Raw genomic sequence first — 20,925 nt, 5'->3', positions numbered from 1 at the left:
GAATTTAGAACGCTCTCATTAGGGCATTAAAGAGGTCATCTACAGTTTTTAGCACTTGCGCATTCGCATTAAAAAACTGTTGGATTTTTTGCATTTGAATGCTTTCTTCGTTCATATTGACGCCCGAAACCGCTTGCTCTTGCTGATAGAAACTTTCTGTCATTTTGTTTTGTGTTTCAGAGTCAATCTGTGCTTGCTTGGTTTGGTTACCCACATCATTGACGATAGTGGCGTAATAATCGGAAAACGTTGATGTGCCCCCAATTAATTTTTGGTCTTGAAGCTTAACCAGCTCTTTTAGGTTATCATTATCACCAGGCCCGCTCCCTTTCTCACCCGCCGCCGCAAAATTTGCCGCATCGCTTATCAAAGATTGCATGCCATTGATGACGCCATTAACTGGTTTGACTAAAAACGAATCACCACTTTGGGCATTGTTTTGGGTAATTTTCAGCTCGATACCATCAAACTTCAATGTATCTGGGGTTGAGCGATCAACGGTAACGGCAAAGCCTTCAGGTAGTCGAGTGACATTCCACTCTTTACCATCAAAACGCATCTCATAATTATTGCCAGTGACTTGAGAGACATCGCTATAGTTAAAATCAAATTCTGCTTTACCGCGGTTAAAGGTATTACTGACTACATTACCTTTGCCGATTTCGAAAAAGTCCTTACCCGGATTACCATTAGCATCAAAGCCTTTCTTATGTACTTCGTTGAATTTACTTGCGAAGACCAAGGCCAATTTATTGAGTTTTTGGTATGCAGGATCAATGACCTCTTTGCGAGAGCGTAATACACCGCTGAGCTCACCACCACGAAACGCATCGTCTGCAATTTCGCGCACTTGACCATTAGCACCAACAAAACCAATACTAAAGCGGCTGTCATCCTGTGAGGAAGGAACGGCCTCAAGGCGGTTCGCATTTTCTCCAGTCACCAACGGTAAACCATTTGCAAAAGTGACGTTGTAGTTTCCATTTTGCTCAATCACTTTTACGCCAATCAATGAGTTGATCTCACTGACTAGGCGATCACGTACGTCCAGCAAATCATTAGGCTCTGAGCCGCTCACAGAGCGCACCCGCGCTATCTGTTGGTTCAAACCAGCGATTTTCTCTGCGTAGGTATTGATGTCTTTCACCTTAGTTTCAATTTGGCGATTAACATCACGCTCCATTTCTTGTAATCGTCTATCTGCTTCCTTGAACTGCCCTACCAGTGCATTTGATTTACCTAAAAAAACATCGATTAATGTTTTATCACTCGCATCACTGCTTGCGGCATCGAGCGCTGTAAAAAAACTCCCAATATTGCTCGAAATATCTTCAATATCATTAGTGAGTAAGTCATCGACTTGGCTGCTGTTTTTCGCATAAGCTTCATACTCACCACTACGAGCGCGTGATTGACCATATTGCTGGTTAATAAACTCATCAAACTCACGGCGAACATGGCTAAAATAGGTGCCGTTACCAAAATAACCGTTAGGTGTCATTGTGCCGGGATTCTCCCCGAAAACAGCACTTTGGCGATGATAGTAACCCACACCTGCGTTAGCTAAGTTATTTGAAATCACACTTAACCCACCCTGTGCGGCATTCACACCACTAAGTGCATTATTCATTACATTGTTCAGCATAAGCTTTTCCTTTATCTGCTGCTTATCGCCATGGTTCATCGATAATAACCGTCGCAATATCAACCTGAACTTTTTATTTATATTTCAAATAATTCGAGGTGCAGTTAGGTAACAAATCACTGTATCCTTGCAGCACCAATAAGCATCATCAATCGTGCTGTCACTTGAAATATGACGAATATAGTTAGTTATCGGAAAGATGCCGCAAATGTTTAGTGTTTACGGCACCTTTCAAGATGAAAATTTAAAAAATATCACTCAGATCGACGGTATAGGCTTGAACCGCTCGTGACGCCGCTTTGTCTGCCGTCTGATAGCCACGAATTTGATTGATCAGCGTAATTAATTTATCGGCATAATTAGGGTCTGTCGCATAACCTGCTTGGTGTAAGCGACGCGCCGCTACCTCAGGGGATTGCGCGTGTTTAACATCACGATAGCGTGGGTTCTCAGTCAATAAATTAATGTAATCGGCTATCGCTTCTTCATATGAGCCATACACACGGAAATCGTCTCGCATTTTGATGCTTTTGCCATTAATCACTTCCGTTGTCATAATATTGGTTACTGGCCCTTGCCAACTTTTACCCGCTTTAATACCAAACAGGTTATGGCTGGTTTTGCCTTCCGCCGTTAAAATTTCTCGACGTCCCCAACCACTTTCTAATGCCGCCTGAGCAAGGACCAAAAGGTGCGATATACCACTTTTCTGGCTGGCAACTTTTGCAGGCTCTATTAGTCGACTAATAAAGTTTTGACTATTTAAAGAGAGGGATTTGACCTTCTGCATGGATGACGATAGAGCATCTCCTAACGGAGCAAAACGACGGACAATCTGCGCCATTGCTTGATTAGGTAGAGAGTCTATCAATCGATCATCCATGTTAAAGGGCTTCACTGGTACGTCTTCTGAAGATGTATCACCTTGCATTTGAGTTAGCTGCTGATACATCATTTCACCAAAGCCTAACCCTTTTTGTGACAGGTCTTGCGCAATTTGCTGATCATACATACTGGTTAGCATACGCGTCTGATCGGAAGAAAAAAGACCATCTTGCGGTAGTGCATCACGCATGCTTTTTAACATCATTTGTACAAACGTCGCTTCTAATTGCTGGGTGACTTGACGCAACCCTTTATCTGGCGAATCAGTTAATTCACGCTTTAAATGGCTGAGCGACTGCAAATCAAATGCGGCACCTTGCATTAATTGCATATCATTCATCAGATGATCTCCAGCTTAGCGCGCAAGCATCCAGCGCTTTCCATGGCCTGTAAAATCGACATTAAGTCGGTTGGCGTCGCCCCTAAAGTATTAAGTGCTTGTATCACTTGGTTAAGTTGTACGCTGGCATTGACTTTTTGTAATGCGCCGCCTTGCTCCCTCACCCCAATATTCGTATTACGGGTAACAACGGTTTGCCCGCCTGCAAAAGGCGTGTTCGGCTGACTGACCTGAGTTTGCCTCTCTACCATCACCGATAAACTGCCGTGTGCTACCGCACAGCTTTCTAATGTTACACTGCGATTGATCACAACTGAGCCTGTTCGCGAATTTAAGATCACTTTGGCTTCGGCAATTGGCGTACGTACATTCAATTCTTGAATTTGTGCAAGAAAACGCACCTGATCACTATTGTTCATTGGCACACGTAGCTGAACTGTGCGTGAATCTAATGGTGTTGCGGTGCCTGCACCACGTAATCGGTTAATTGCATCACTAATATCTTGCGCTAATGTGAAGCTATCATCGTTCAGTTGTAAGTTAATAATGCCATTTTGACCAAAGCTAGTAGGTAGCTCACGCTCAATGGTCGCCCCTCCAGTGATCCGCCCACCAGCTAATTGATTGACTTTAATACTGCTTCCCCCCGCACTCGCGCCAGCTCCACCAACTAAAATGTTGCCTTGTGCCATGGCATAAACCTGCCCATCAACGCCTTTAAGTGGGGTCATTAGCAAGGTACCACCTCGTAAGCTTTTCGCATTCCCCATCGAGGAGACCACCACATCCACGGCTTGTCCTGCGCGAGCAAAAGGTGGCAATTTCGCGGTAACCATCACGGCTGCCACGTTTTTCAACTGCATGTTAGTGCCAGGTGGCACGGTGATCCCCATTTGAGATAACATATTGCTCAAGCTTTGAGTGGTAAAGGGTGTTTGCATGGTTTGGTCACCGGTGCCATCCAGCCCTACTACCAATCCATAACCAATTAACGCGTTGTCACGTACACCCTGCACTGTTGTCAAATCCTTGATACGTTCGCTATATGCCGATGTAGCAAATAGACAAAGCAGCGTTAGCAGAAGAGTCACTAATTTATTCATTCGATTATCTCTATGGGTTTACAGCTCAATTTCTACCTAAATTAATAAGGCGAAACGTTTAAGAAAAAGCGTTGCAACCAGCCCATGGTTTGCGATTCATTAATATAACCATCACCAACATATTCAATACGCGCATCCGCCACTTGTGTGGAGCTGACATTGTTATCTGCGCCTATTGTGCGAGGGTTTACCACGCCCGAAAAACGAATCGACTCCGTTCCTTGATTAATCGCTATCCGTTTTTCGCCCACTACATGCAAGTTACCGTTAGCTAAGAGTTGATCGACCGTGACGGTTATGGTGCCTCTAAAGGTATTGTTGGCATTGGCCCCGCCTTTCCCTGAAAAATCACTACTGCCTTTCACATCCAGCTCTGTATTACTGCCGCCCAGCCAACCTTGCATAAAACCAGGCAAGATTGCGGCTAAGAACCCCGTTTTACCGCTGCGATTTGCATTCGCGGATGAGTTCTTACTGGCGCTCACATTCTCTTGCAAATTAATGGTTAAAATATCGCCTACATTGCGAGGTCGCCTATCTTCAAACAGTGGTTGGTAGCCGTAATAGGCGGGCTGAGCACTTTGAAAAATAGCGCCATTGGGTGCGGGGGCTGTGGGTGCTGTCGGTAACGCACTTGTTTGAGTATCCACCAGAGGACGAGGTTTGACATAAGCACAACCACTTGTGGCTAATACCAAAGCAATCACCAAAACCTTACTCGGTGAAAAGAATGAATCGCCCTTAATTTCAGGGGTAAAACCGTTTTTCGTCATCATGGTACTCTTTTGCTGCTGTGTCTGTTTTATCATCACATCAAATGCCTAGTTATCACCAAATGACAACTTACCTTCTCGGGCAAATTGTCATTTGGGATCAGGCCGCGCGTTATGCCATCAAATTACAGTTGCGTTAAGCGTTGTAGCATCTGGTCGGAAGCTGAAACCGCTTTACTGTTAATTTCATAGGCGCGTTGGGTTTGGATCATATTCACCAATTCCTCAGCCACATTGACGTTCGAGGTTTCAAGCATATGCTGATACAGCAAACCAGCACCATTCGTGCCCGGCGCGCTTTCATTTGGCGCTCCTGAGCTAGCGGTTTCCATGTACAGGTTCTCACCCATACTTTCCAAGCCCGCATCATTAATAAATGTTGTTAGCGTAATTTGCCCAATTTGCTGTGGTTGGTTATCCCCATAGACCGTGATTGAGACCGTACCATCACGTGCGATGGTGAGGCTATTGGCATTATCAGGGATGGTGATGGCAGGTACGATTTGGTAACCACTCGAAGTGACTAGCTGACCATCTTGGTTTGGCTGCAAAGCACCGTCGCGTGTATATGCATCCGTACCATCGGGCAACTGCACATGTAGGAAACCTTGTCCTTTGATAGCAATGTCGGTGGTGTTTCCGGTTTTATTCAACGCACCTTGGCTATGAATACGCATTGTCGCCACAGGGCGTGACCCTGTACCCAGTTGTAAACCTGATGGTAAAGAGGTCTGCTCAGAGCTCATTGCCCCCGGTTGACGAATATTTTGATACAGTAAATCTTCAAATACTGCACGTTGACGTTTGAAACCATTTGTACTGACGTTTGCCAAGTTGTTGGAAATAACATCAAGGTTGGTTTGTTGGGTATCAAGCCCAGTTTTAGCAATCCATAATGAACGGATCATCGTTATTCCTTACTGAAAATTAGCTAACGGCAAGCAGTTGGTTGGCTTTTTGTGCATTTTCATCGGCACTACGAACCACTTTCATCTGCATTTCAAAATACCTAGCGTTGGCAATCATCGACACCATTGCTTCTGCTGCATTGACATTACTGCCTTCAATCACCCCAGATGTCACGGAAGCTCGCTCACTTTGTGCAAGCCCATTACCATTCGCCGCCGCGGCTTGTGGTGATAGATGAAATAAGCCATCTTCACCGCGAATTAAATCTTGCGGCTGAGCTTCAACCACTTTTAAGCGCCCTATCTGCCCTAACATTGTTGGCGGGTCGGTCGCCAATAAGGCCGTCACTGTGCCATCTTCACCGATGGTCAGTTCCGCATTCGGCGGCACATTGATCGGGCCACCATCTCCTTGTAGACGGCGCTCACCAATCACCAATTCACCGTCAGGTGAAATTTGAATGTTACCGTTACGGGTATAAGCTTCACTACCATCTGCAAGTTCAACGGCTAGAAAGTGTTTGTCGTTTAATGCCACATCCATTGGCCTGCCCGTATAGTTGAGCGGCCCTTGGCTCATATCCGCTCCGGGCGTTGAAGCAACCACCAACGTTCGTGTTTGCTCGCTATCTCCATGAATAGGAACAGCCCGCATCGCCGCTAATTGTGCTTTAAAACCCGATGTGGAAACATTCGCAATGTTATTAGAAACAATCGCTTGGTTTTCAAGCGCATGTCGTGCGCCTCCCATTGCGGTATAAATGACATGATCCATAGCCACCCTCTACACTTAGCGTAAGTTAACCATCGTTTGCAGCATCTGATCTTGGGTTTTGATCGTCTGTGCGTTCGATTGGTAGTTACGTTGCATCACAATCATGTTGATCAGCTCTTGGCTCATATCTACGTTGGAAGATTCCAGCGCACCGCTCGTTAGCTTACCGAATTGACCGACTCCCGGTACGCCATCCATCGGGTTACCAGAGGCATTAGACGGTGCCCAAACGTTACCACCTTGTGATACTAAGCCATTCGGGTTAGCGAATGCTGAAAGTGCCACTTGCCCAACAACACGTTTTTGTTGGTTTGAGTAATTCGCCACGATCAAGCCGTTATCTTCGACTTTGAAATTGGTGTACTCACCTGCCGGATAACCGTTAACATCAATCGCACTCACCGATGATTCGCTGACTTTTTGCTGGCGTGTTTTATTTAGGTCAATCTGCAACGTACCGTTATTGGCACCATTTAGACCTTGATAATCAAACGCAAAAACGGCATTAGTTGGGCTATTTAGGCGGCCATTTCCATCAAACTCCATATCTCCTAATTTCTTAGCCACTTTATCGCCAGCATCTTTTGCATAAGCCGTCCATTTGTTATCGTCTGTTTTGACAAAGTAAACGGAGATTTCATGGGTATTACCTTGGCTATCAAATGCGGTCATGGTGGTACTGAAGTTATAGCTGCCAGTATCATCTGGGTTATTGATATCAAAAGGTTTGGATTTAACTTTGTCTTCAGAATTCAGGTTGATAGTCAGTTTTGCCAAATCAGAGGCTTGAGCATCCATCATATCTGTTGGGATATTTAGCCCTTGAGGAACACCACCACTTTGAACGACCACATTACCATTCTCATCCAAACCAGCCGGATAACCTGTCACTGTCATTCCTTGGTTGTTGACGAGGTTGCCGCTTTTATCGCGAATAAATTGCCCATCACGGCTATAAAAAATATCACCGTTTTGGTCTTGCACACGGAAAAAACCATTTCCTGAAATGGCCACATCCGTCGGTCTGTCAGTACGAGTGATTGGGCCATCTTTAAAGTTTTGGGTTACCGCGGCAACGTTAACCCCCAGACCTACACCTGAACCGGCAAACATATCGGCAAAAGAGGTGGTTGCACCTTTAAAACCATTAGTTGCGGAGTTGGCAATATTATTACCAATCGAATCAAGCCCCGCTGAGGCAGCATTTAAGCCACTAACTGCTTGTGAAAAAGACATGTTTTCTCCATGACGGTTGGGGAAATAAAATTAAGATGATGGATAGACTTTAAAAATGCTGCTAAGCGGCACACTTTGTCCTATACCAACATCCAATAAAGGAGCATCTGTACCCGGCGTGACACCATTAACTCGGGTATATCCCAATTTGGTGACTTCAATTTCTGCGCCGTTACTGACAGCCCTTACATCAAAGAAGTATTTGCTGTTCGTATCAGCAACGAGTTTTCCATTGTCATCGCGCCCATCCCACGACATGTCATAAATGTCAGGTTTCACTTCTGTGTCGTAAGAGATGGTACGAATAATGGCTCTATTTTTATCGCGTATCGTGATCTCAACGCTGTCAGCCATTTTGGGAAGGAAGAAACCAAACGGCGATGAGATATAATCCCCTTGGGACGCATCATCATCTCCGCCATTGTCATTGGCTGCGGACAACGCACGGCTAGTTTCATCATCAGGTAATGGATTTGTTGGTTTAGAAATAGCCGTATTATCACTGTCATTTTGCGTTTTTAATGGCGCAAGAACGATTTCATTACGCGGTATCAAAACCCCTTTTCCGACCAATTGAGTCGCTTGCAATGATTGACCAGAGCCAATTTGGCTTGAAATTCCGCTGACTTTGTCACTCAGCTTATTCATACTTTCAAGGGTCGCGATTTGTGCAAGTTGGCTGGTCAACTCTGCGTTTTCCATCGGCTTAGTGGGGTCTTGATTTTGCATCTGCGTTACAATCATTTTTAAAAACGTGTCACGCATATCATCCGTTTGACTCTTATTTTTATTTGGAATATTACTTTTCAGCGGCTCTGGGCCTGCTGTGGTGTTATCCAAAGAGTCATACATGGTGGCTGCTATGCCCATTTAGCTTCCTCGTTACTGGCCTATGGTTAAGGTTTTCTGAAGCAGCGTTTTAGCTGTATTCATCACTTCTAAGTTTGCTTGGTAGCTACGCGATGCCGAAATGGTATTGATCATTTCACCGACCATATCGACGTTAGGCATACGCACATACCCCTTCTCATCCGCCAATGGGTGACCGGGTTTGTATTCCATACGTGGTGGCGTGGGATCTTCAATCAACTGGCTCACACGAACACCGCCAACGCCATTACGGCCTTGAGGCGTCATTTGGAAAACTACCTGTTTAGCACGAAACGGTTCGCCATCAGGGCCTACAACACTTTCCGCGTTCGCCATATTGCTAGCGCTCACGTTAAGACGCTGTGATTGCGCGGTCAGTGCAGATGCTGAAATATCAAAAATACTGAGTAACGCCATTTTTATTACCCCTGCTGTAACACGGCCAACATACTTTTGACGCGGCTATTAATAAAAGTGAGATCTGCTTGGTACTTCAATGTGTTATCTGCGAATTGACTGCGCTCTATATCCATATCGACGGTATTACCGTCCATTGAGGTTTGATATGGAACACGATATTTAAGATCCAATTCGGGCTGTTTCATGTTTCGACCTTCGATATGGCCTTTTGATGTCACCGCCAAAGCAACGCCTTTACCTTTTACAACGCCATTTTTCATGGCTTGCTGTAACTGGCGGCTAAAATCAATATCACGCGCCTGATACCCCGGTGTATCCGCATTAGCAATATTTGCAGCTAAAATAGTTTGCCTTGCCTCGCGTATTGATAACGCCTGTTGCTGAAAAGCAAATGTGGCATTTAATTTATCAATCATGTTCAACCCCAATAAATTTTGCTTATCTCTCTCTTATCGTTATCACGATAAAATAAGCACCAATGCGTCACGCCATTCGCTAACTGTAATTTTCAAAGAATAGCAATGCAGAAAACGCTGAAATTTAAAATTCGACGCGCTTATATTAGCCGTATAACAAAAAATCTAATGGCAAGATAAAGGCAAAATTATTGACCTATTTGGCCCATTCATTATTGATGAGATGCGTAAACTGCGAGCAATTAGAAAAGTATGTTTTGATGAGGAGGCAACTCAATGAATGGTTTTCATACAACGCTATTTGGCTCGTTAATTTTACTAACGACAACAGCGCAAGCCTCTTTACCGCAAGACATTAATAACTATTTTCGTAAAATACACACCAAGCCGAATCAAGTCTCTATTGAGATAAAAACACCTATAGAACGTTGGCCTAGTTGTGAAAAGCCCCAAATTCTTCCTCCTGTCGGTAATCGTAATATGGGAAATGTTTCATTACCGGTGCAATGCGGTAAGAAAAAACAGTTTATTCAGTTAACTGTTAATGTCACCGGACAGTATTATGTGGCAACACGTAATATCGCTCGTGGGGAAAAAATTGAATTTGTCGATATTGGCACCCAAAAGGGGTTACTCCATAAGCTACCTACAGGGGCTGCCACCGATAAAGTGGCAATACGCGGCAGCATCGCATTGCGTGATATCAATGCAGGTCAAACATTGACACAATCTATGATGCGTCGACCTTGGGCCGTTAAAGCCGGACAAAACGTTTATGTCTTTGCAAATGGCCATAATTTTTCGGTTAAATATGAAGGACGAGCCATCAACAATGCCGCCACCGGGGAAAACACGCGTGTTCGATTAATCAACGGTCAGGTTGTTAATGGAGAAGCCTTAGAAAATGGCAGTGTGCGGGTAGCGCTAAAGTAGCGAATTTTGATTGAGACTCAATAAGATAATCGATATTATGCGCCTACTCATATCAAAGGGTATCATTATCATTCTCAAGCATTAGAATAGTCTTAAAGATAAGCATTAGATTAAAGAATTGGTAATTAACGCCGATATTCCATTTATAAAAATACTGGAACAGGAAAAACACTATGGCTATCGAGCAAACATCTGCAATTTCAGCGCTAACGCAAGTGACAAACCGTGACCCACAGGATCCCACGGCACCCCTTCGTGAGAAAAAAGTATCAGCGGCTGAATCCGTTAAAGAAAGTACTTTTTCACCAAGTGAACTAAAAAAGAAGTTATTGCAACCTCAAGCCAGTGATATCAACAGTGAAAAAGTTGAACGAATTAAACAGGCCATTAAAGATGGTACATTGCAAATGAATACCGAGAAAGTTGCCGACGGCATTTTACGTGATGCCCATGAATTCATGCTATCAATGAAGTAAGACAATGAATATGAATGATGATTTGTTGACGTTGCTAGAACAACAGCTCACTCATTTACAATCACTGCAAATAGTGATGAAGAATGAGGAGTTACTGTTAGGCTACCATCGTGTTCCCCCATCACCGTTTCAAGAAGCCACCGAGCAAAAGCGTTATTTGGTTGCCGCTATTGGACATGGTGAAACACATCGTCTACGCCTTGAGCAAGAAATGGGAATTGTGGCGCCCTACGATGAAAACCCTGCGCTTCATAGCCTGTGGGGTGAAATCAAAGCGCTGACAACAACATTAAAAGAGTTAAATTACCGTAACCACCAAATGTTGCAGTTACATATTGAACTAAATAACCAGCGCCTTGCTTTTGTCAAAAAACATAATAACCAATCCACTTATGGTGCAGACGGTTTAGAAGAAAAGCGTCCAGTATTAGGTAAGAAAATTTCTATTTAGGCGACGGTGATAAACAAGATCACCGTTCTGTTCGATAACGTACAGTCATGCGCTGTAAGCCATATTGAATATACTCTTTACCTTCTCATGTTTTTCGACTAAATAAATCACGCCATTTTTATGTCTATAAAAGAAAAGCGGTCACCTATATCCACTATCGCATTAAGTGAACATAGGTGACCGTTATACGAAATGATTAGCTAGCGCTATCCAATATCAGCCTGCCTTTTGTAACCTTAATGAAGTGCTAGCGTAGTTTTATCACCCAAGGCAATTTAGCACTCAAACAAGATGAGGCTCTGATTTTTATTCCTGTCATTTTAAGCCCAAAAGCGCAATAACCACAGAAAAGTGTGAATTAAACGCTTCATGTTTCCACTATGCTATTAAAGCGCTCAAAACAGTAAGTCAAAAAAGATAACCCGCTCTCTTATGCCATCAAAGCAGTTGTATAACGACTGCTTTGATATCCGTATCAGGAATGCGTTGACGCTTTGCTTGTGCATGATAAAAAGCGCTTCTTACGGCATCGCCCATAAGGCGAGACTTTAACTGTTACTTCTGCAATTTTAAGCAAAATAACGTAATAACCACAGAAAAGTGTGAATTAAGCGTTTCATGCTTCCACTACGCTATTAAATCGCCCAAAACGTTAAGTTAAAAAAGATAACCCGCTCTCTTATGCATCAAAGCAGTTGTATAACAACTGCTTTGATATCCGTATCAGGAATGCGTTGACGCTTTGCTTGTGCATGATAAAAAGCGCTTCTTACGGCAAAAGCGATAAAACCTCATTCCTATACTCAGCAACTTAGTTACCACTGATCATCGATGTCATGCGAATTTTCCGGCGATCGTTTAGCTCAAGATTCGACATTACCACCAGTTCAGGTAAGCTTCTGCGTAAAAAGCGAGATAAGATCAAACGTAGTCCATGATTGACCAATAATACCGTCGGTGCGCCCATCGCCTCTTGGTGCTTCACGGCCTCTTCGGCTTGCGTCTGAATAAATTGCGCAAGGTTTGGCTCTAAGCCACCACCATTTTTGGCCGCTTGTAATAAAATCTGCTCAAGCCCCGCATCTAGACCAATGACTTGTATTTCATCCGCATTGCCGAACCATTGCTGAGTGATTGCCCGCCCTAATGCGATACGTGCCTGTGATGTTAGATAATCCGTATCTTTTTGCTCACCATTTTCACCCGCCATTTCTGCAAGTGTTTCGATGATTGTGCGCATATCACGGATCACAACATCTTCCATTAATAGATTCTGTAATACCCGATGCAATGTGGTCAAAGAAATGGTATCCGGTATTAAATCATCAGCCAGCTTCGGCATCTCTTTCTTCACTCGGTCATAAAGCATTTGTGCTTCTTGGCGACCAAACAATGTGCTCGAGTTTTGTAGCAAGATCTGATTAAAGTGCGTAGCAACGGCAGTGCTTGCTGAAACCACGGTATACCCTTGGATTTGCGCTTGTTCACGCAAATCATCATCAATCCAAACGGCAGGTAGGCCAAAGGCAGGCTCTTTGGTTGCATCTCCGGGTAGCGTACCTGCGGCATTACCTGGGTCAATCGCCAAGCTTCTTCCTGGTTGCGCCTCACCATGTCCGACAACCGCACCTTTAATAAGGATACGATATTCACAAGGCGCTAACTCTAAGTTGTCACAAATATGCACTACAGGTGGCAAGTAACCTACCTCTTGCGCAAATTTCTTGCGTAAGCCACGAATTCGTCCAAGTAATTCACCTTGTTGGTCATTATCTACCAGTGGAATTAAGCGATAGCCCACCTCCATGGCAAGTAAATCTTCAAGCTGAACATCATCCCAAGTGGCTTCAACGACCTTATTTGCCTCTTGGAACTGTTTCATTTGCCCATCATCTGCCTGACTTTCTGGCTGTTTAGCTTTGCGAACCAAATACCAGCCTAGCCCTGCTAATGCGGCAGTAAACAGTAAAAATACAAAGTTTGGCATACCTGGGATTAAACCGATTAACCCCAACACACCGGCACTTAGCCACATCACCCGTGGGTTATTAAATAGCTGAGTGACCATCTGCTCACCGACATCTTCATCGGTTGCGACTCTGGTCACAATCACCCCTGCCGCCGTTGAGATAATCAAAGCTGGGATCTGAGCGACTAAGCCATCACCAATCGTTAGCAAAGTATATGCACTCGTGGCATCGCCCAATGTCATATTATGTTGACCAACACCAATAATTAGCCCACCGACAACGTTGATCACCATAATCATGATCCCCGCGATGGCATCCCCACGCACAAATTTACTTGCACCATCCATTGAGCCATAAAAATCAGCTTCTTGGGTCACTTCAGCACGGCGCTTTTTGGCTTCATCATCATTGATAATGCCAGCATTTAAGTCCGCATCAATTGCCATCTGTTTACCTGGCATACCATCAAGGACAAAGCGTGCGCCTACTTCGGCAATACGCCCCGCACCTTTGGTGATCACCATAAAGTTAATTAATACTAAAATGATGAAAACCACTATCCCTATGGCAAAGTTTCCCCCCACCAAAAAGTGACCAAAGGCTTCAACAACACGCCCAGCCGCATCAGGCCCAGTATGCCCCTCCAGCAGAATAATGCGCGTTGACGCAATATTTAGTGATAGACGTAATAGTGTGGCAAACAGCAAAATGGTTGGGAAGGCTGCAAAATCAAGGGTACGCTTAGTGAACATTGCCACTAATAGCACCATGATCGATAAAGCGATATTAAAGGTAAACAGTAAATCTAAGATAAAAGCCGGTAATGGCAGTACCATCATCGACAAGATCAGCAAGATGAGAACAGGCCCAGCAAGAATTTGCCATTGCGTTCCCTGTAAGTTTTTAGGCAATTTTAATAATGCAGCCAAATTAGCCATCGCGATTGTTTTCTCCAGCAAAATCCAGCGCCGGTGGCACTGGTAAATTTTTCGGTTTTCTTGGTTTTAATCCACCCTCACGCCGCCAGCGACGTAGCTGGTAAACCCATGCTAAAACTTCTGCCACCGCAGCATATAGCGCTACAGGAATGCTTTGCCCGATTTCGGCATGGCGATACAGTGCACGCGCTAATGGGGGAGCTTCTAATTGTAAAATTCGATGTTCTTGGCCAATTTCTTTAATGCGTTGAGCTATCACGCCTGCGCCTTTAGCGAGTACTTTCGGTGCTCCCATGCGTTTATCATCATATTTCAGTGCAACCGCATAATGAGTTGGGTTCGTCACTATCACATCCGCTTGAGGTACATCAGCCATCATACGATTCCGCGCAATTGCACGCTGCTGTTGGCGGATTTTGGCTTTTATCTGAGGGTCACCTTCTTGTTGTTTAAACTCATCTTTAATTTCTTGGCGACTCATGCGTAATTTCTTCAAATGTGAACGAAATTGATAAAAAACATCAAATGCCACCATTGGGATCAGCAAAAATACGATTAGGTATCCAGCAAAAATCACTTTATGCATTGCATTCCCTAAAGCGGTTACGGGAGATTCAGTCACAAGATGCAAAAGTGATGACCAGTTTTGCCAGAGAAAAATAGCTGCCCCTAGCCCAACAAAGAGCGATTTCAAAATGGCTTTAAATAATTCAGAAAGCGCATTCATCGAAAAAATTCGTTTTAATCCACTGATAGGATTAAGTTTTTTCAAATCAAATTTAATTAATTTGCTATTAAATAATAACCCTCCAACCAGCGACGATGCAGAGATCCCAACTAACGCCAATCCACCAATAACAGGTAATAAAGCAAATAATGCTTCGCCCACCATGCGCCCAAAGTAGCTCACCATTAACAAGGTGTTTTGTATGTAATGCCCATCGAAAATAAAACCTTGACGAAAAATTTGCCGTAGTTCATCAGCAAGATGCCCACCACTGAGCCACAGGAGACTGACCCCTGCTAACATCATCATGAGTGAACTGAGTTCTTTTGAGCGAACTATCTGCCCATCATCTTTCGCCTTCTGTTTTTTATGGGGCGTGGGTTCTTCTGTTTTTTCTACATCACTTTCGTCGGACACGCCGTTTCCTTGCTCGTCAGCAGATTAGAAGTTTGTGCTATAGCATGACAGAGTGTAAAAAAATCAATGCAAGAAAATAGACGAAGTTCACAAGGGTTATTTGCCAATTGAGTAAGATGACATCCGTTTTGCGAACCGTTACGTAACGCCTAGTAATAACACCACGCCGAGGTGGCGGTAGGGGAAAAGATAGGTTATTTTTCCCTGAGAATGAGTCAGAAATAAATACACTAAATCCTATTTTGTTAGGTAATTTCAAAGGGTAAGCTACCTACCCACTCTTTAGCTTAAAGGTCATAAATATATGGATAGTTGTCATCTCGTCGCCCCAGATGTTTCAGCAGAGAATGCAGAAAAAGAAGCGGAACGCATGCTTAACTGGCTCAAGCAACAAGGGATTATCGACCCTGATTACCAACTCATAGAAGATGATGAGGTGATATATCGCCCCACCCCTGAGTATAAGCAGCCTATCCTCTATATTATTGATGACAAAATTGTGCCCACTCAGTTACCGGAACATATATTAAAAAACTATCTCACCATTACCACTCAACGTACCGTATTTCATGCAGGTGGAAATGGTCTTGGTATCTACTGCCCTGTTTGTAAAAATGAACAAAGCAAACAAAGTGAAGATTGGAGCGATGCTGTAACTGCATGGTATGAAGGTAATCCGCATGATTTGTCATGTGTTAATTGTGATTATCGTGCGCCAATTGGCGACTGGCATTATGACCCAACCTGGGCATTTGGCGAGCTTGGTTTTAGCTTTCATAGCTGGGATATGAGTGATGCGTTTATTCAACAATTTACCAAAGCATTTGGGGGGAGAATCATTGATGTCTATCAGCATGACTGAGCATCATCGCCTGATTACACCGATTAATTTGCAATTCGCTCTTGACCCCCTGCTTTTTGGCAAGGGGGGAACTTCAACAAAGATTTAAAAACCTAGCTCGTCTAATAAATCATCAACTTGTGATTGTGATGCCATCACATTGACACCTTCCTTGTTAATTTGCGGGCCATTTAGCAAACTGTCATTTTGTTGCTTCACTCGCATCTCTGGTGGCGTATTTTCCATAAGCAGTGCCAACAGCTGTTTTTCTGCCTCTTCAACCACTTCCATCATTTTTTTAATCACTTGCCCAGTTAAATCTTGAAAATCCTGAGCCATCATAATTTCAAGCAACTCGGCTTTCGTCGTACAGCTGTCATTAATCACACGCCCCAAAAAAGCATGGGTTGATTGATGGAGTTCAGGTGTGATTTGATTCGTATTCACCCCTTCCCATTGCTGTTGTAGTTTGATTGCCTCATCATGCATTTCTACTTGAAGTGGCTTGATTATATCAATACCGTTTAGGGTTTTTTCTGCCGCTTGAGCCGTCATTTGGGCGATATAACGTAAACGATCTTTACCATCAGGAATGCTAGCCACCGCCTGCTGAACACTTTTTTCTAAACCGAGTTCACGCATGCTTTCGCGTAGCGTTCTCATCAAGGTGCCAATCCGCGTAATGACCTGTTTTAAATCTTCATTACCTGTAGGATTGCTCGTCGTTACTATTTGCTCTGTCATCACACTCTCCTTTTACAGGTTCGTTTATTGCAATCCCATTTTTTCAAAGACTTTATTCAGTTTCTCTTCCAATATAGCCGCGGTAAATGGCTTCACGACATAACCACTCGCGCCCGCTTGTGCCGCCGCAATGATATTTTCTTTTTTCGCTTCTGCCGTTACCATCAAAACAGGAATGTGCTTCAACGCTTCGTCGCCACGGATCGTTTTCAGTAGTTCTAAACCATCCATGTTTGGCATGTTCCAATCTGCTACGACGAAATCGATATGGCCCGCACGAATTTTTTCTAATGCATCAACGCCATCTTCTGCTTCTTCTATTTTATTAAAACCAAGTTCTTTTAATAAGTTACGGACAATACGTCTCATTGTGGAAAAATCATCAACAACCAAAAAACTGAGATCTTTAGCGGCCATAACCACTCCTTCAAAAATACAATAGTAAATTCTGTAACCGCTAAGCGGAAACAGATGAAAGTCGAGCCAAAACGCTTGGGGCAATTTTGGCGATATCCTGAATTTCGTCCACGGCATCCAGCTCAATAGCGGCACGTGGCATGCCAAATACCACGCAACTACTTTCATTTTGTGCGTAAGTCACCGCACCTTGTTGGCGCAAGTTGAGCATACCTTTGGCCCCATCCATCCCCATTCCGGTCAATAGAATGCCAACACATTTACGCCCCACACATTTCGCAACAGAATCAAATAACACATCGACAGAAGGACGATGGCGATTAACCGGCTCGGTTTGTTGCAAACGAATCTGATACCCTCGCCCGTTATCAACCACCAGCATGTGAGAGTCACCCGGCGCAATATAGGCATAGCCCTTTTGCAAAGGCTCATTGTGCTCCGCTTCTTTTACCGTCAATGAGCATAACTTGTTTAGCCTTTCTGCAAACGAACGCGTAAAACCCGCAGGCATGTGCTGAGTGATCACGACTGGCGGACATTCGCGAGGCAACATTTCTAAAAATTGACGGATGGCTTCTGTTCCTCCCGTCGAAGCGCCCACGGCAATCACTCTGCTATGGCAAACATAGGCAGATAATGGCTTAGCGATATTGGCTGGCTCTGGAGTTGCTTTTTCTGTGCGCGCAAAACGGTTTCGATGTGTTATTTTCGACATGGCGGCAGCACGAATTTTTTCACCAATCACATCTCGATAGCTCATCATTGTTTCACGAATACCAATCTGTGGTTTGGTAACAAAATCAACCGCGCCCAGCTCTAACGCTTTTAATGTGACCTCTGAGCCTTTAGAAGTTAATGTTGATACCATCACGACAGGTAATGGGTGTAAACGCATCAATTTCTCTAAAAAATCAATTCCATCCATACGTGGCATTTCAACATCGAGCGTTAACACATCGGGTTCATGTTGTTTAATTAAGTCACGAGCTACATAAGGATCAGGCGCTGTGTCAACTACCATCATATCGGAGTGACTGTTAATGATTTCACGCATGATTTGACGCATTAGTGCTGAGTCATCGACACAAAGCACTTTAATTTTTTTCATCACCCCCTCCTCGCCGGTTGTAGGCTGTAGACGGTTTGTCCTTTAATTACAAATCGTTGTGATAATTGAGATAAATTTTCTGAATGGCCGATAAATAACAGTCCATCCGGTTTGAGTAACGGTGCAAATCGTTCTAATAATTTGATCTGCGTGTCTTTATCGAAATAGATCATGACATTACGACAAAAGATTGCATCGAAACGGTGTTGAAGCTGCCAATCGCTATCGCTGAGATTTAAATAACGAAATTCAATCATCTGCCTAAGCGTTTGTTTCACTCGCGCATAGCCTTCAAAGTCGCCAACGCCTTTCATAAAATAGCGTTGACGTTGCAACGCGCTGAGGGCTTTTAACTCCTCGATACGATAAACACCTTGTTTTGCTTTACTTAACACTTCCGTATCAATATCACTCGCAATAACTTTGGCATTCACCGCTTGTGAACCGAGCACATCACTTAATGTCATCGCAATGGAGTAAGGCTCTTCACCGGTAGAAGAGGCCGCACACCAAATATTGATATTGCTACTTTTACGAGAGCGTACAAAGTCAGCCAATGTCACGAAATGGTGAGGCTCTCGGAAGAAGGCGGTTAAATTTGTCGTCAACGCATTGACAAATGCTTGCCACTCTGGGTGTAAAGGCTCGCGCTCCAGCATACGTAGGTATTCAGAAAAATTATTGACGTTACAATCACGTAGTCGTTTTAGCAGCCTGTTATACACCATGCTTTTTTTATTCATGGTAAGAACGATGCCTGATTTTTTATGAATAAACCGGCAAACCCGACCAAACTCTTCATCGGTCAATGGTTCTATTTGTGGTGCAAAAAGCATCGTACTTTGTCCTATTTGATAAAAACCCAGAAGCAGCCGGTTATCGGCTGCTTAGTCTTAACAATAATAACTAGCTAACCTGTGCGGCTTTTGTTTCTGACACTTCAAAAAAGGCAACTGTATCGACTAAGTTATTTGCCTGATCTTCCAAGGCAGCCGTTGCACTTGTAGATTGCTCCACTAATGCAGCGTTTTGTTGCGTCACTAAATCCATTTGGCTCACTGCGGTTGCGACCTGTTCGATACCACGACTTTGCTCATTAGAGGCAGAGGCGATATTGCCCATCAATTCGGTGACCTGATTAACTGCTGCCACTAATTCATTCATGGTTTGTCCGGCCTCATTAACTAATTGAGATCCTTGATTAACACGACCCACAGATTCATCAATTAGTGTTTTGATCTCTTTTGCCGCTTCTGCGCTACGCTGAGCTAAAGCACGTACTTCCCCTGCCACCACGGAGAAGCCTCGACCTTGCTATCCGGCTCTTGCCGCTTCTACTGCCGCGTTTAAAGCCAAAATATTTGTTTGGAAAGCAATGCCATCGATTACGCTAATAATGGCGCTAATTTTTTGCGAGCTATGTGAAATTTCCGTCATGGTATCAATAACATCAACAGTAATATCACCACCTTTTGTTGCTGTTTTTGATGCTGATATTGCTAGCTCACTGGCTTGACGTGCGTTATCTGCGTTTTGTTTCACCGTCGCCGTGAGTTGCTCCATGCTAGCCGCTGTTTCTTCTAGCGACGCTGCTTGCTGTTCGGTGCGAGATGATAAATTATTATTACCCAACGCAATTTCACGAATACCGGTATACATTTGGTCGGTATTGGTACGTAAATTAATGACGGAGGTCGCCAGTGATTCTTGCATTAATTTTAGTTGCTCAAAGACCTCACCAATTTCGTCACGTGTCGTCACTCGAATATCTTGGTTCAACTTACCTTTCGCCAATTTCATAAAGTGATCGCTCATGCTCATCAATGGATAAATGAGTTTTCGTTTCATCCAAAAATGGGCTAAGCCAGAAACCGCTAAAATAATAAAAGTCACCGCAAAGAACATGAACCATGCCACTTTGTTATAAAAATTGGCGGAATCTAATGAGTTTTGGCTATCGGTATTCAATAAATTCAGGTATTGATCGATAACTGCGGCCATCTGTTCTTGATGTTGTTGTGCAGGTAATGCGACATAACCAGGAATATCATTTTTATCAATTAACGCTCTTAACTCTTTTAAAATAGCTAGAAACGCTTGATATTTTTCGTCAATAACCGCGAGGTTTTCGTGTTCACTCAATAATGGCTGAGCTTTAAATTTTTCGTAGTCGTCAGCAGCTTGTTGTAAAAATTGCTCAAAAACCGCTTTTGCGTTATTAATACTCGCGGTATCCGAGTCCACTTTCATATGCACGACAATTTGAGTCAATGTGCTACGAGCCTGCATCAAATCTTCATAAGTTGTTTCGAGTAAATCACGTTTTTTCGAACCAAGATCGATACGCTCTAAAGAGGAGAGCTCACTTGACACTATCCCTAATGAGAGTGCGCTCGACACAATTTGCATCCCACAAAACATCACGAGAAGCAGATATAAACTGACTGAAATCCGTATACTCTTACCAAACATATTTTATCCCCACATACGCCAGCCAAGATTTCCATGCGTTACAGTCACTATCGCAGTGAT

At 43.7% G+C, this 20,925-nt stretch carries 20 protein-coding genes and 1 pseudogene; 4 read left to right on the top strand and 17 right to left on the bottom strand.

The window, feature by feature from the left end; translation table 11 throughout:
- Positions 1 to 4: 4 nt before the first annotated feature.
- From flgK to flgB, 10 genes are all read right to left on the bottom strand, one after another.
- Positions 5 to 1,645, bottom strand: coding sequence for a flagellar hook-associated protein FlgK (gene flgK / locus PR833_RS13805; protein ID WP_014658062.1), 1,641 nt, complete (start codon positions 1,643 to 1,645; stop codon positions 5 to 7).
- Positions 1,646 to 1,889: 244 nt separating this feature from the next.
- Positions 1,890 to 2,870: a flagellar assembly peptidoglycan hydrolase FlgJ gene (gene flgJ, locus PR833_RS13800; protein WP_004918619.1), complete on the bottom strand. Its 981-nt coding sequence runs from the start codon at positions 2,868 to 2,870 to the stop codon at positions 1,890 to 1,892.
- The gene (locus PR833_RS13795; protein ID WP_004918617.1) at positions 2,870 to 3,973 is read right to left on the bottom strand and encodes a flagellar basal body P-ring protein FlgI; all 1,104 of its coding nucleotides are present in this window, start codon (positions 3,971 to 3,973) and stop codon (positions 2,870 to 2,872) included. The genes flgJ and PR833_RS13795 overlap by 1 nt, the downstream gene beginning before the upstream one ends.
- 41 nt (positions 3,974 to 4,014) lie before the next feature.
- Positions 4,015 to 4,782: a flagellar basal body L-ring protein FlgH gene (locus tag PR833_RS13790; protein ID WP_004918615.1), complete on the bottom strand. Its 768-nt coding sequence runs from the start codon at positions 4,780 to 4,782 to the stop codon at positions 4,015 to 4,017.
- Positions 4,783 to 4,871: 89 nt separating this feature from the next.
- A complete protein-coding gene (gene flgG, locus PR833_RS13785) occupies positions 4,872 to 5,654 on the bottom strand; it encodes a flagellar basal-body rod protein FlgG (RefSeq protein WP_004918612.1) in 783 nt (260 codons plus the stop codon).
- A gap of 19 nt (positions 5,655 to 5,673) precedes the next feature.
- Positions 5,674 to 6,429: a flagellar basal body rod protein FlgF gene (locus PR833_RS13780; RefSeq protein WP_004918610.1), complete on the bottom strand. Its 756-nt coding sequence runs from the start codon at positions 6,427 to 6,429 to the stop codon at positions 5,674 to 5,676.
- 15 nt (positions 6,430 to 6,444) lie between these two features.
- A complete protein-coding gene (flgE, locus tag PR833_RS13775) occupies positions 6,445 to 7,665 on the bottom strand; it encodes a flagellar hook protein FlgE (RefSeq protein ID WP_004918608.1) in 1,221 nt (406 codons plus the stop codon).
- Positions 7,666 to 7,695: 30 nt separating this feature from the next.
- Positions 7,696 to 8,535 (bottom strand): flagellar hook assembly protein FlgD, encoded by an 840-nt coding sequence (locus tag PR833_RS13770; RefSeq protein ID WP_061064158.1) that lies wholly within the window; start codon positions 8,533 to 8,535, stop codon positions 7,696 to 7,698.
- Between the two features lie 12 nt (positions 8,536 to 8,547).
- Positions 8,548 to 8,952: a flagellar basal body rod protein FlgC gene (gene flgC / locus PR833_RS13765; RefSeq protein WP_004918605.1), complete on the bottom strand. Its 405-nt coding sequence runs from the start codon at positions 8,950 to 8,952 to the stop codon at positions 8,548 to 8,550.
- Positions 8,953 to 8,957: 5 nt separating this feature from the next.
- Entirely contained in the window at positions 8,958 to 9,371 is a 414-nt protein-coding gene (flgB, locus tag PR833_RS13760; protein ID WP_004918603.1) for a flagellar basal body rod protein FlgB, read from the bottom strand.
- 276 nt (positions 9,372 to 9,647) lie between these two features.
- Between flgB and flgA the strand changes: the two genes are divergently transcribed.
- The 3 genes from flgA to PR833_RS13745 all read left to right on the top strand — a co-directional run bounded on the left by flgA (position 9,648) and on the right by PR833_RS13745 (position 11,231).
- Positions 9,648 to 10,304: a flagellar basal body P-ring formation chaperone FlgA gene (gene flgA / locus PR833_RS13755; protein WP_053110748.1), complete on the top strand. Its 657-nt coding sequence runs from the start codon at positions 9,648 to 9,650 to the stop codon at positions 10,302 to 10,304.
- A gap of 173 nt (positions 10,305 to 10,477) precedes the next feature.
- On the top strand, positions 10,478 to 10,780 hold the full coding sequence (flgM, locus tag PR833_RS13750) for a flagellar biosynthesis anti-sigma factor FlgM (RefSeq protein ID WP_036943741.1): 303 nt from the start codon (positions 10,478 to 10,480) through the stop codon (positions 10,778 to 10,780).
- A gap of 10 nt (positions 10,781 to 10,790) precedes the next feature.
- Positions 10,791 to 11,231: a flagella synthesis protein FlgN gene (locus PR833_RS13745; RefSeq protein WP_169342339.1), complete on the top strand. Its 441-nt coding sequence runs from the start codon at positions 10,791 to 10,793 to the stop codon at positions 11,229 to 11,231.
- An 811-nt stretch (positions 11,232 to 12,042) separates the two neighbouring features.
- Here PR833_RS13745 and flhA read toward each other — a convergent pair.
- Positions 12,043 to 14,139, bottom strand: coding sequence for a flagellar biosynthesis protein FlhA (flhA, locus tag PR833_RS13740; RefSeq protein ID WP_272526253.1), 2,097 nt, complete (start codon positions 14,137 to 14,139; stop codon positions 12,043 to 12,045).
- Complete coding sequence (gene flhB / locus PR833_RS13735) at positions 14,132 to 15,283, bottom strand: flagellar biosynthesis protein FlhB (protein WP_004918591.1); 1,152 nt, start codon at positions 15,281 to 15,283, stop codon at positions 14,132 to 14,134. The genes flhA and flhB overlap by 8 nt, the downstream gene beginning before the upstream one ends.
- A 304-nt stretch (positions 15,284 to 15,587) precedes the next feature.
- On the opposite strand from flhB, the gene PR833_RS13730 reads away from it, so the two are divergent.
- Positions 15,588 to 16,145 (top strand): hypothetical protein, encoded by a 558-nt coding sequence (locus PR833_RS13730; RefSeq protein ID WP_102781066.1) that lies wholly within the window; start codon positions 15,588 to 15,590, stop codon positions 16,143 to 16,145.
- Between the two features lie 84 nt (positions 16,146 to 16,229).
- Here the strand turns inward: PR833_RS13730 and PR833_RS13725 are convergent, their stop codons facing one another.
- From PR833_RS13725 to PR833_RS13705, 5 genes and pseudogenes are all read right to left on the bottom strand, one after another.
- A complete protein-coding gene (locus tag PR833_RS13725) occupies positions 16,230 to 16,868 on the bottom strand; it encodes a protein phosphatase CheZ (RefSeq protein WP_004918584.1) in 639 nt (212 codons plus the stop codon).
- Positions 16,869 to 16,892: 24 nt separating this feature from the next.
- Positions 16,893 to 17,285 (bottom strand): chemotaxis response regulator CheY, encoded by a 393-nt coding sequence (gene cheY / locus PR833_RS13720; RefSeq protein ID WP_004918582.1) that lies wholly within the window; start codon positions 17,283 to 17,285, stop codon positions 16,893 to 16,895.
- A gap of 40 nt (positions 17,286 to 17,325) precedes the next feature.
- Positions 17,326 to 18,393 carry a protein-glutamate methylesterase/protein-glutamine glutaminase gene (locus tag PR833_RS13715; RefSeq protein WP_014658053.1) on the bottom strand — a complete coding sequence of 356 codons (1,068 nt, stop codon included), beginning with the start codon at positions 18,391 to 18,393 and terminating at the stop codon, positions 17,326 to 17,328.
- Positions 18,393 to 19,229 carry a chemotaxis protein-glutamate O-methyltransferase gene (locus tag PR833_RS13710; RefSeq protein ID WP_004918579.1) on the bottom strand — a complete coding sequence of 279 codons (837 nt, stop codon included), beginning with the start codon at positions 19,227 to 19,229 and terminating at the stop codon, positions 18,393 to 18,395. Before PR833_RS13710 ends, PR833_RS13715 begins: the two co-directional genes overlap by 1 nt.
- Before the next feature lie 70 nt (positions 19,230 to 19,299).
- Positions 19,300 to 20,865, bottom strand: a pseudogene (locus tag PR833_RS13705) (methyl-accepting chemotaxis protein).
- Positions 20,866 to 20,925: the final 60 nt, after the last annotated feature.

The organism is Providencia sp. PROV189, assembly GCF_028480065.1.
Classification (GTDB): Bacteria; Pseudomonadota; Gammaproteobacteria; order Enterobacterales; family Enterobacteriaceae; genus Providencia; species Providencia stuartii.
The sequence above is the reverse complement of the archived record's forward strand: the minus strand, read 5'-3'. Positions and strand labels throughout refer to the sequence as shown.

Bases quoted from the DNA above. Each gene is read 5' to 3' on its own strand.
- flgK (WP_014658062.1), bottom strand. From the start codon at position 1,645: ATGCTGAACAATGTAATGAATAATGCACTTAGTGGTGTGAATGCCGCA.
- flgJ (WP_004918619.1), bottom strand. From the start codon at position 2,870: ATGAATGATATGCAATTAATGCAAGGTGCCGCATTTGATTTGCAGTCG.
- PR833_RS13795 (WP_004918617.1), bottom strand. From the start codon at position 3,973: ATGAATAAATTAGTGACTCTTCTGCTAACGCTGCTTTGTCTATTTGCT.
- PR833_RS13790 (WP_004918615.1), bottom strand. From the start codon at position 4,782: ATGATAAAACAGACACAGCAGCAAAAGAGTACCATGATGACGAAAAAC.
- flgG (WP_004918612.1), bottom strand. From the start codon at position 5,654: ATGATCCGTTCATTATGGATTGCTAAAACTGGGCTTGATACCCAACAA.
- PR833_RS13780 (WP_004918610.1), bottom strand. From the start codon at position 6,429: ATGGATCATGTCATTTATACCGCAATGGGAGGCGCACGACATGCGCTT.
- flgE (WP_004918608.1), bottom strand. From the start codon at position 7,665: ATGTCTTTTTCACAAGCAGTTAGTGGCTTAAATGCTGCCTCAGCGGGG.
- PR833_RS13770 (WP_061064158.1), bottom strand. From the start codon at position 8,535: ATGGGCATAGCAGCCACCATGTATGACTCTTTGGATAACACCACAGCA.
- flgC (WP_004918605.1), bottom strand. From the start codon at position 8,952: ATGGCGTTACTCAGTATTTTTGATATTTCAGCATCTGCACTGACCGCG.
- flgB (WP_004918603.1), bottom strand. From the start codon at position 9,371: ATGATTGATAAATTAAATGCCACATTTGCTTTTCAGCAACAGGCGTTA.
- flgA (WP_053110748.1), top strand. From the start codon at position 9,648: ATGAATGGTTTTCATACAACGCTATTTGGCTCGTTAATTTTACTAACG.
- flgM (WP_036943741.1), top strand. From the start codon at position 10,478: ATGGCTATCGAGCAAACATCTGCAATTTCAGCGCTAACGCAAGTGACA.
- PR833_RS13745 (WP_169342339.1), top strand. From the start codon at position 10,791: ATGAATGATGATTTGTTGACGTTGCTAGAACAACAGCTCACTCATTTA.
- flhA (WP_272526253.1), bottom strand. From the start codon at position 14,139: ATGGCTAATTTGGCTGCATTATTAAAATTGCCTAAAAACTTACAGGGA.
- PR833_RS13730 (WP_102781066.1), top strand. From the start codon at position 15,588: ATGGATAGTTGTCATCTCGTCGCCCCAGATGTTTCAGCAGAGAATGCA.
- PR833_RS13725 (WP_004918584.1), bottom strand. From the start codon at position 16,868: ATGACAGAGCAAATAGTAACGACGAGCAATCCTACAGGTAATGAAGAT.
- cheY (WP_004918582.1), bottom strand. From the start codon at position 17,285: ATGGCCGCTAAAGATCTCAGTTTTTTGGTTGTTGATGATTTTTCCACA.
- PR833_RS13715 (WP_014658053.1), bottom strand. From the start codon at position 18,393: ATGAAAAAAATTAAAGTGCTTTGTGTCGATGACTCAGCACTAATGCGT.
- PR833_RS13710 (WP_004918579.1), bottom strand. From the start codon at position 19,229: ATGCTTTTTGCACCACAAATAGAACCATTGACCGATGAAGAGTTTGGT.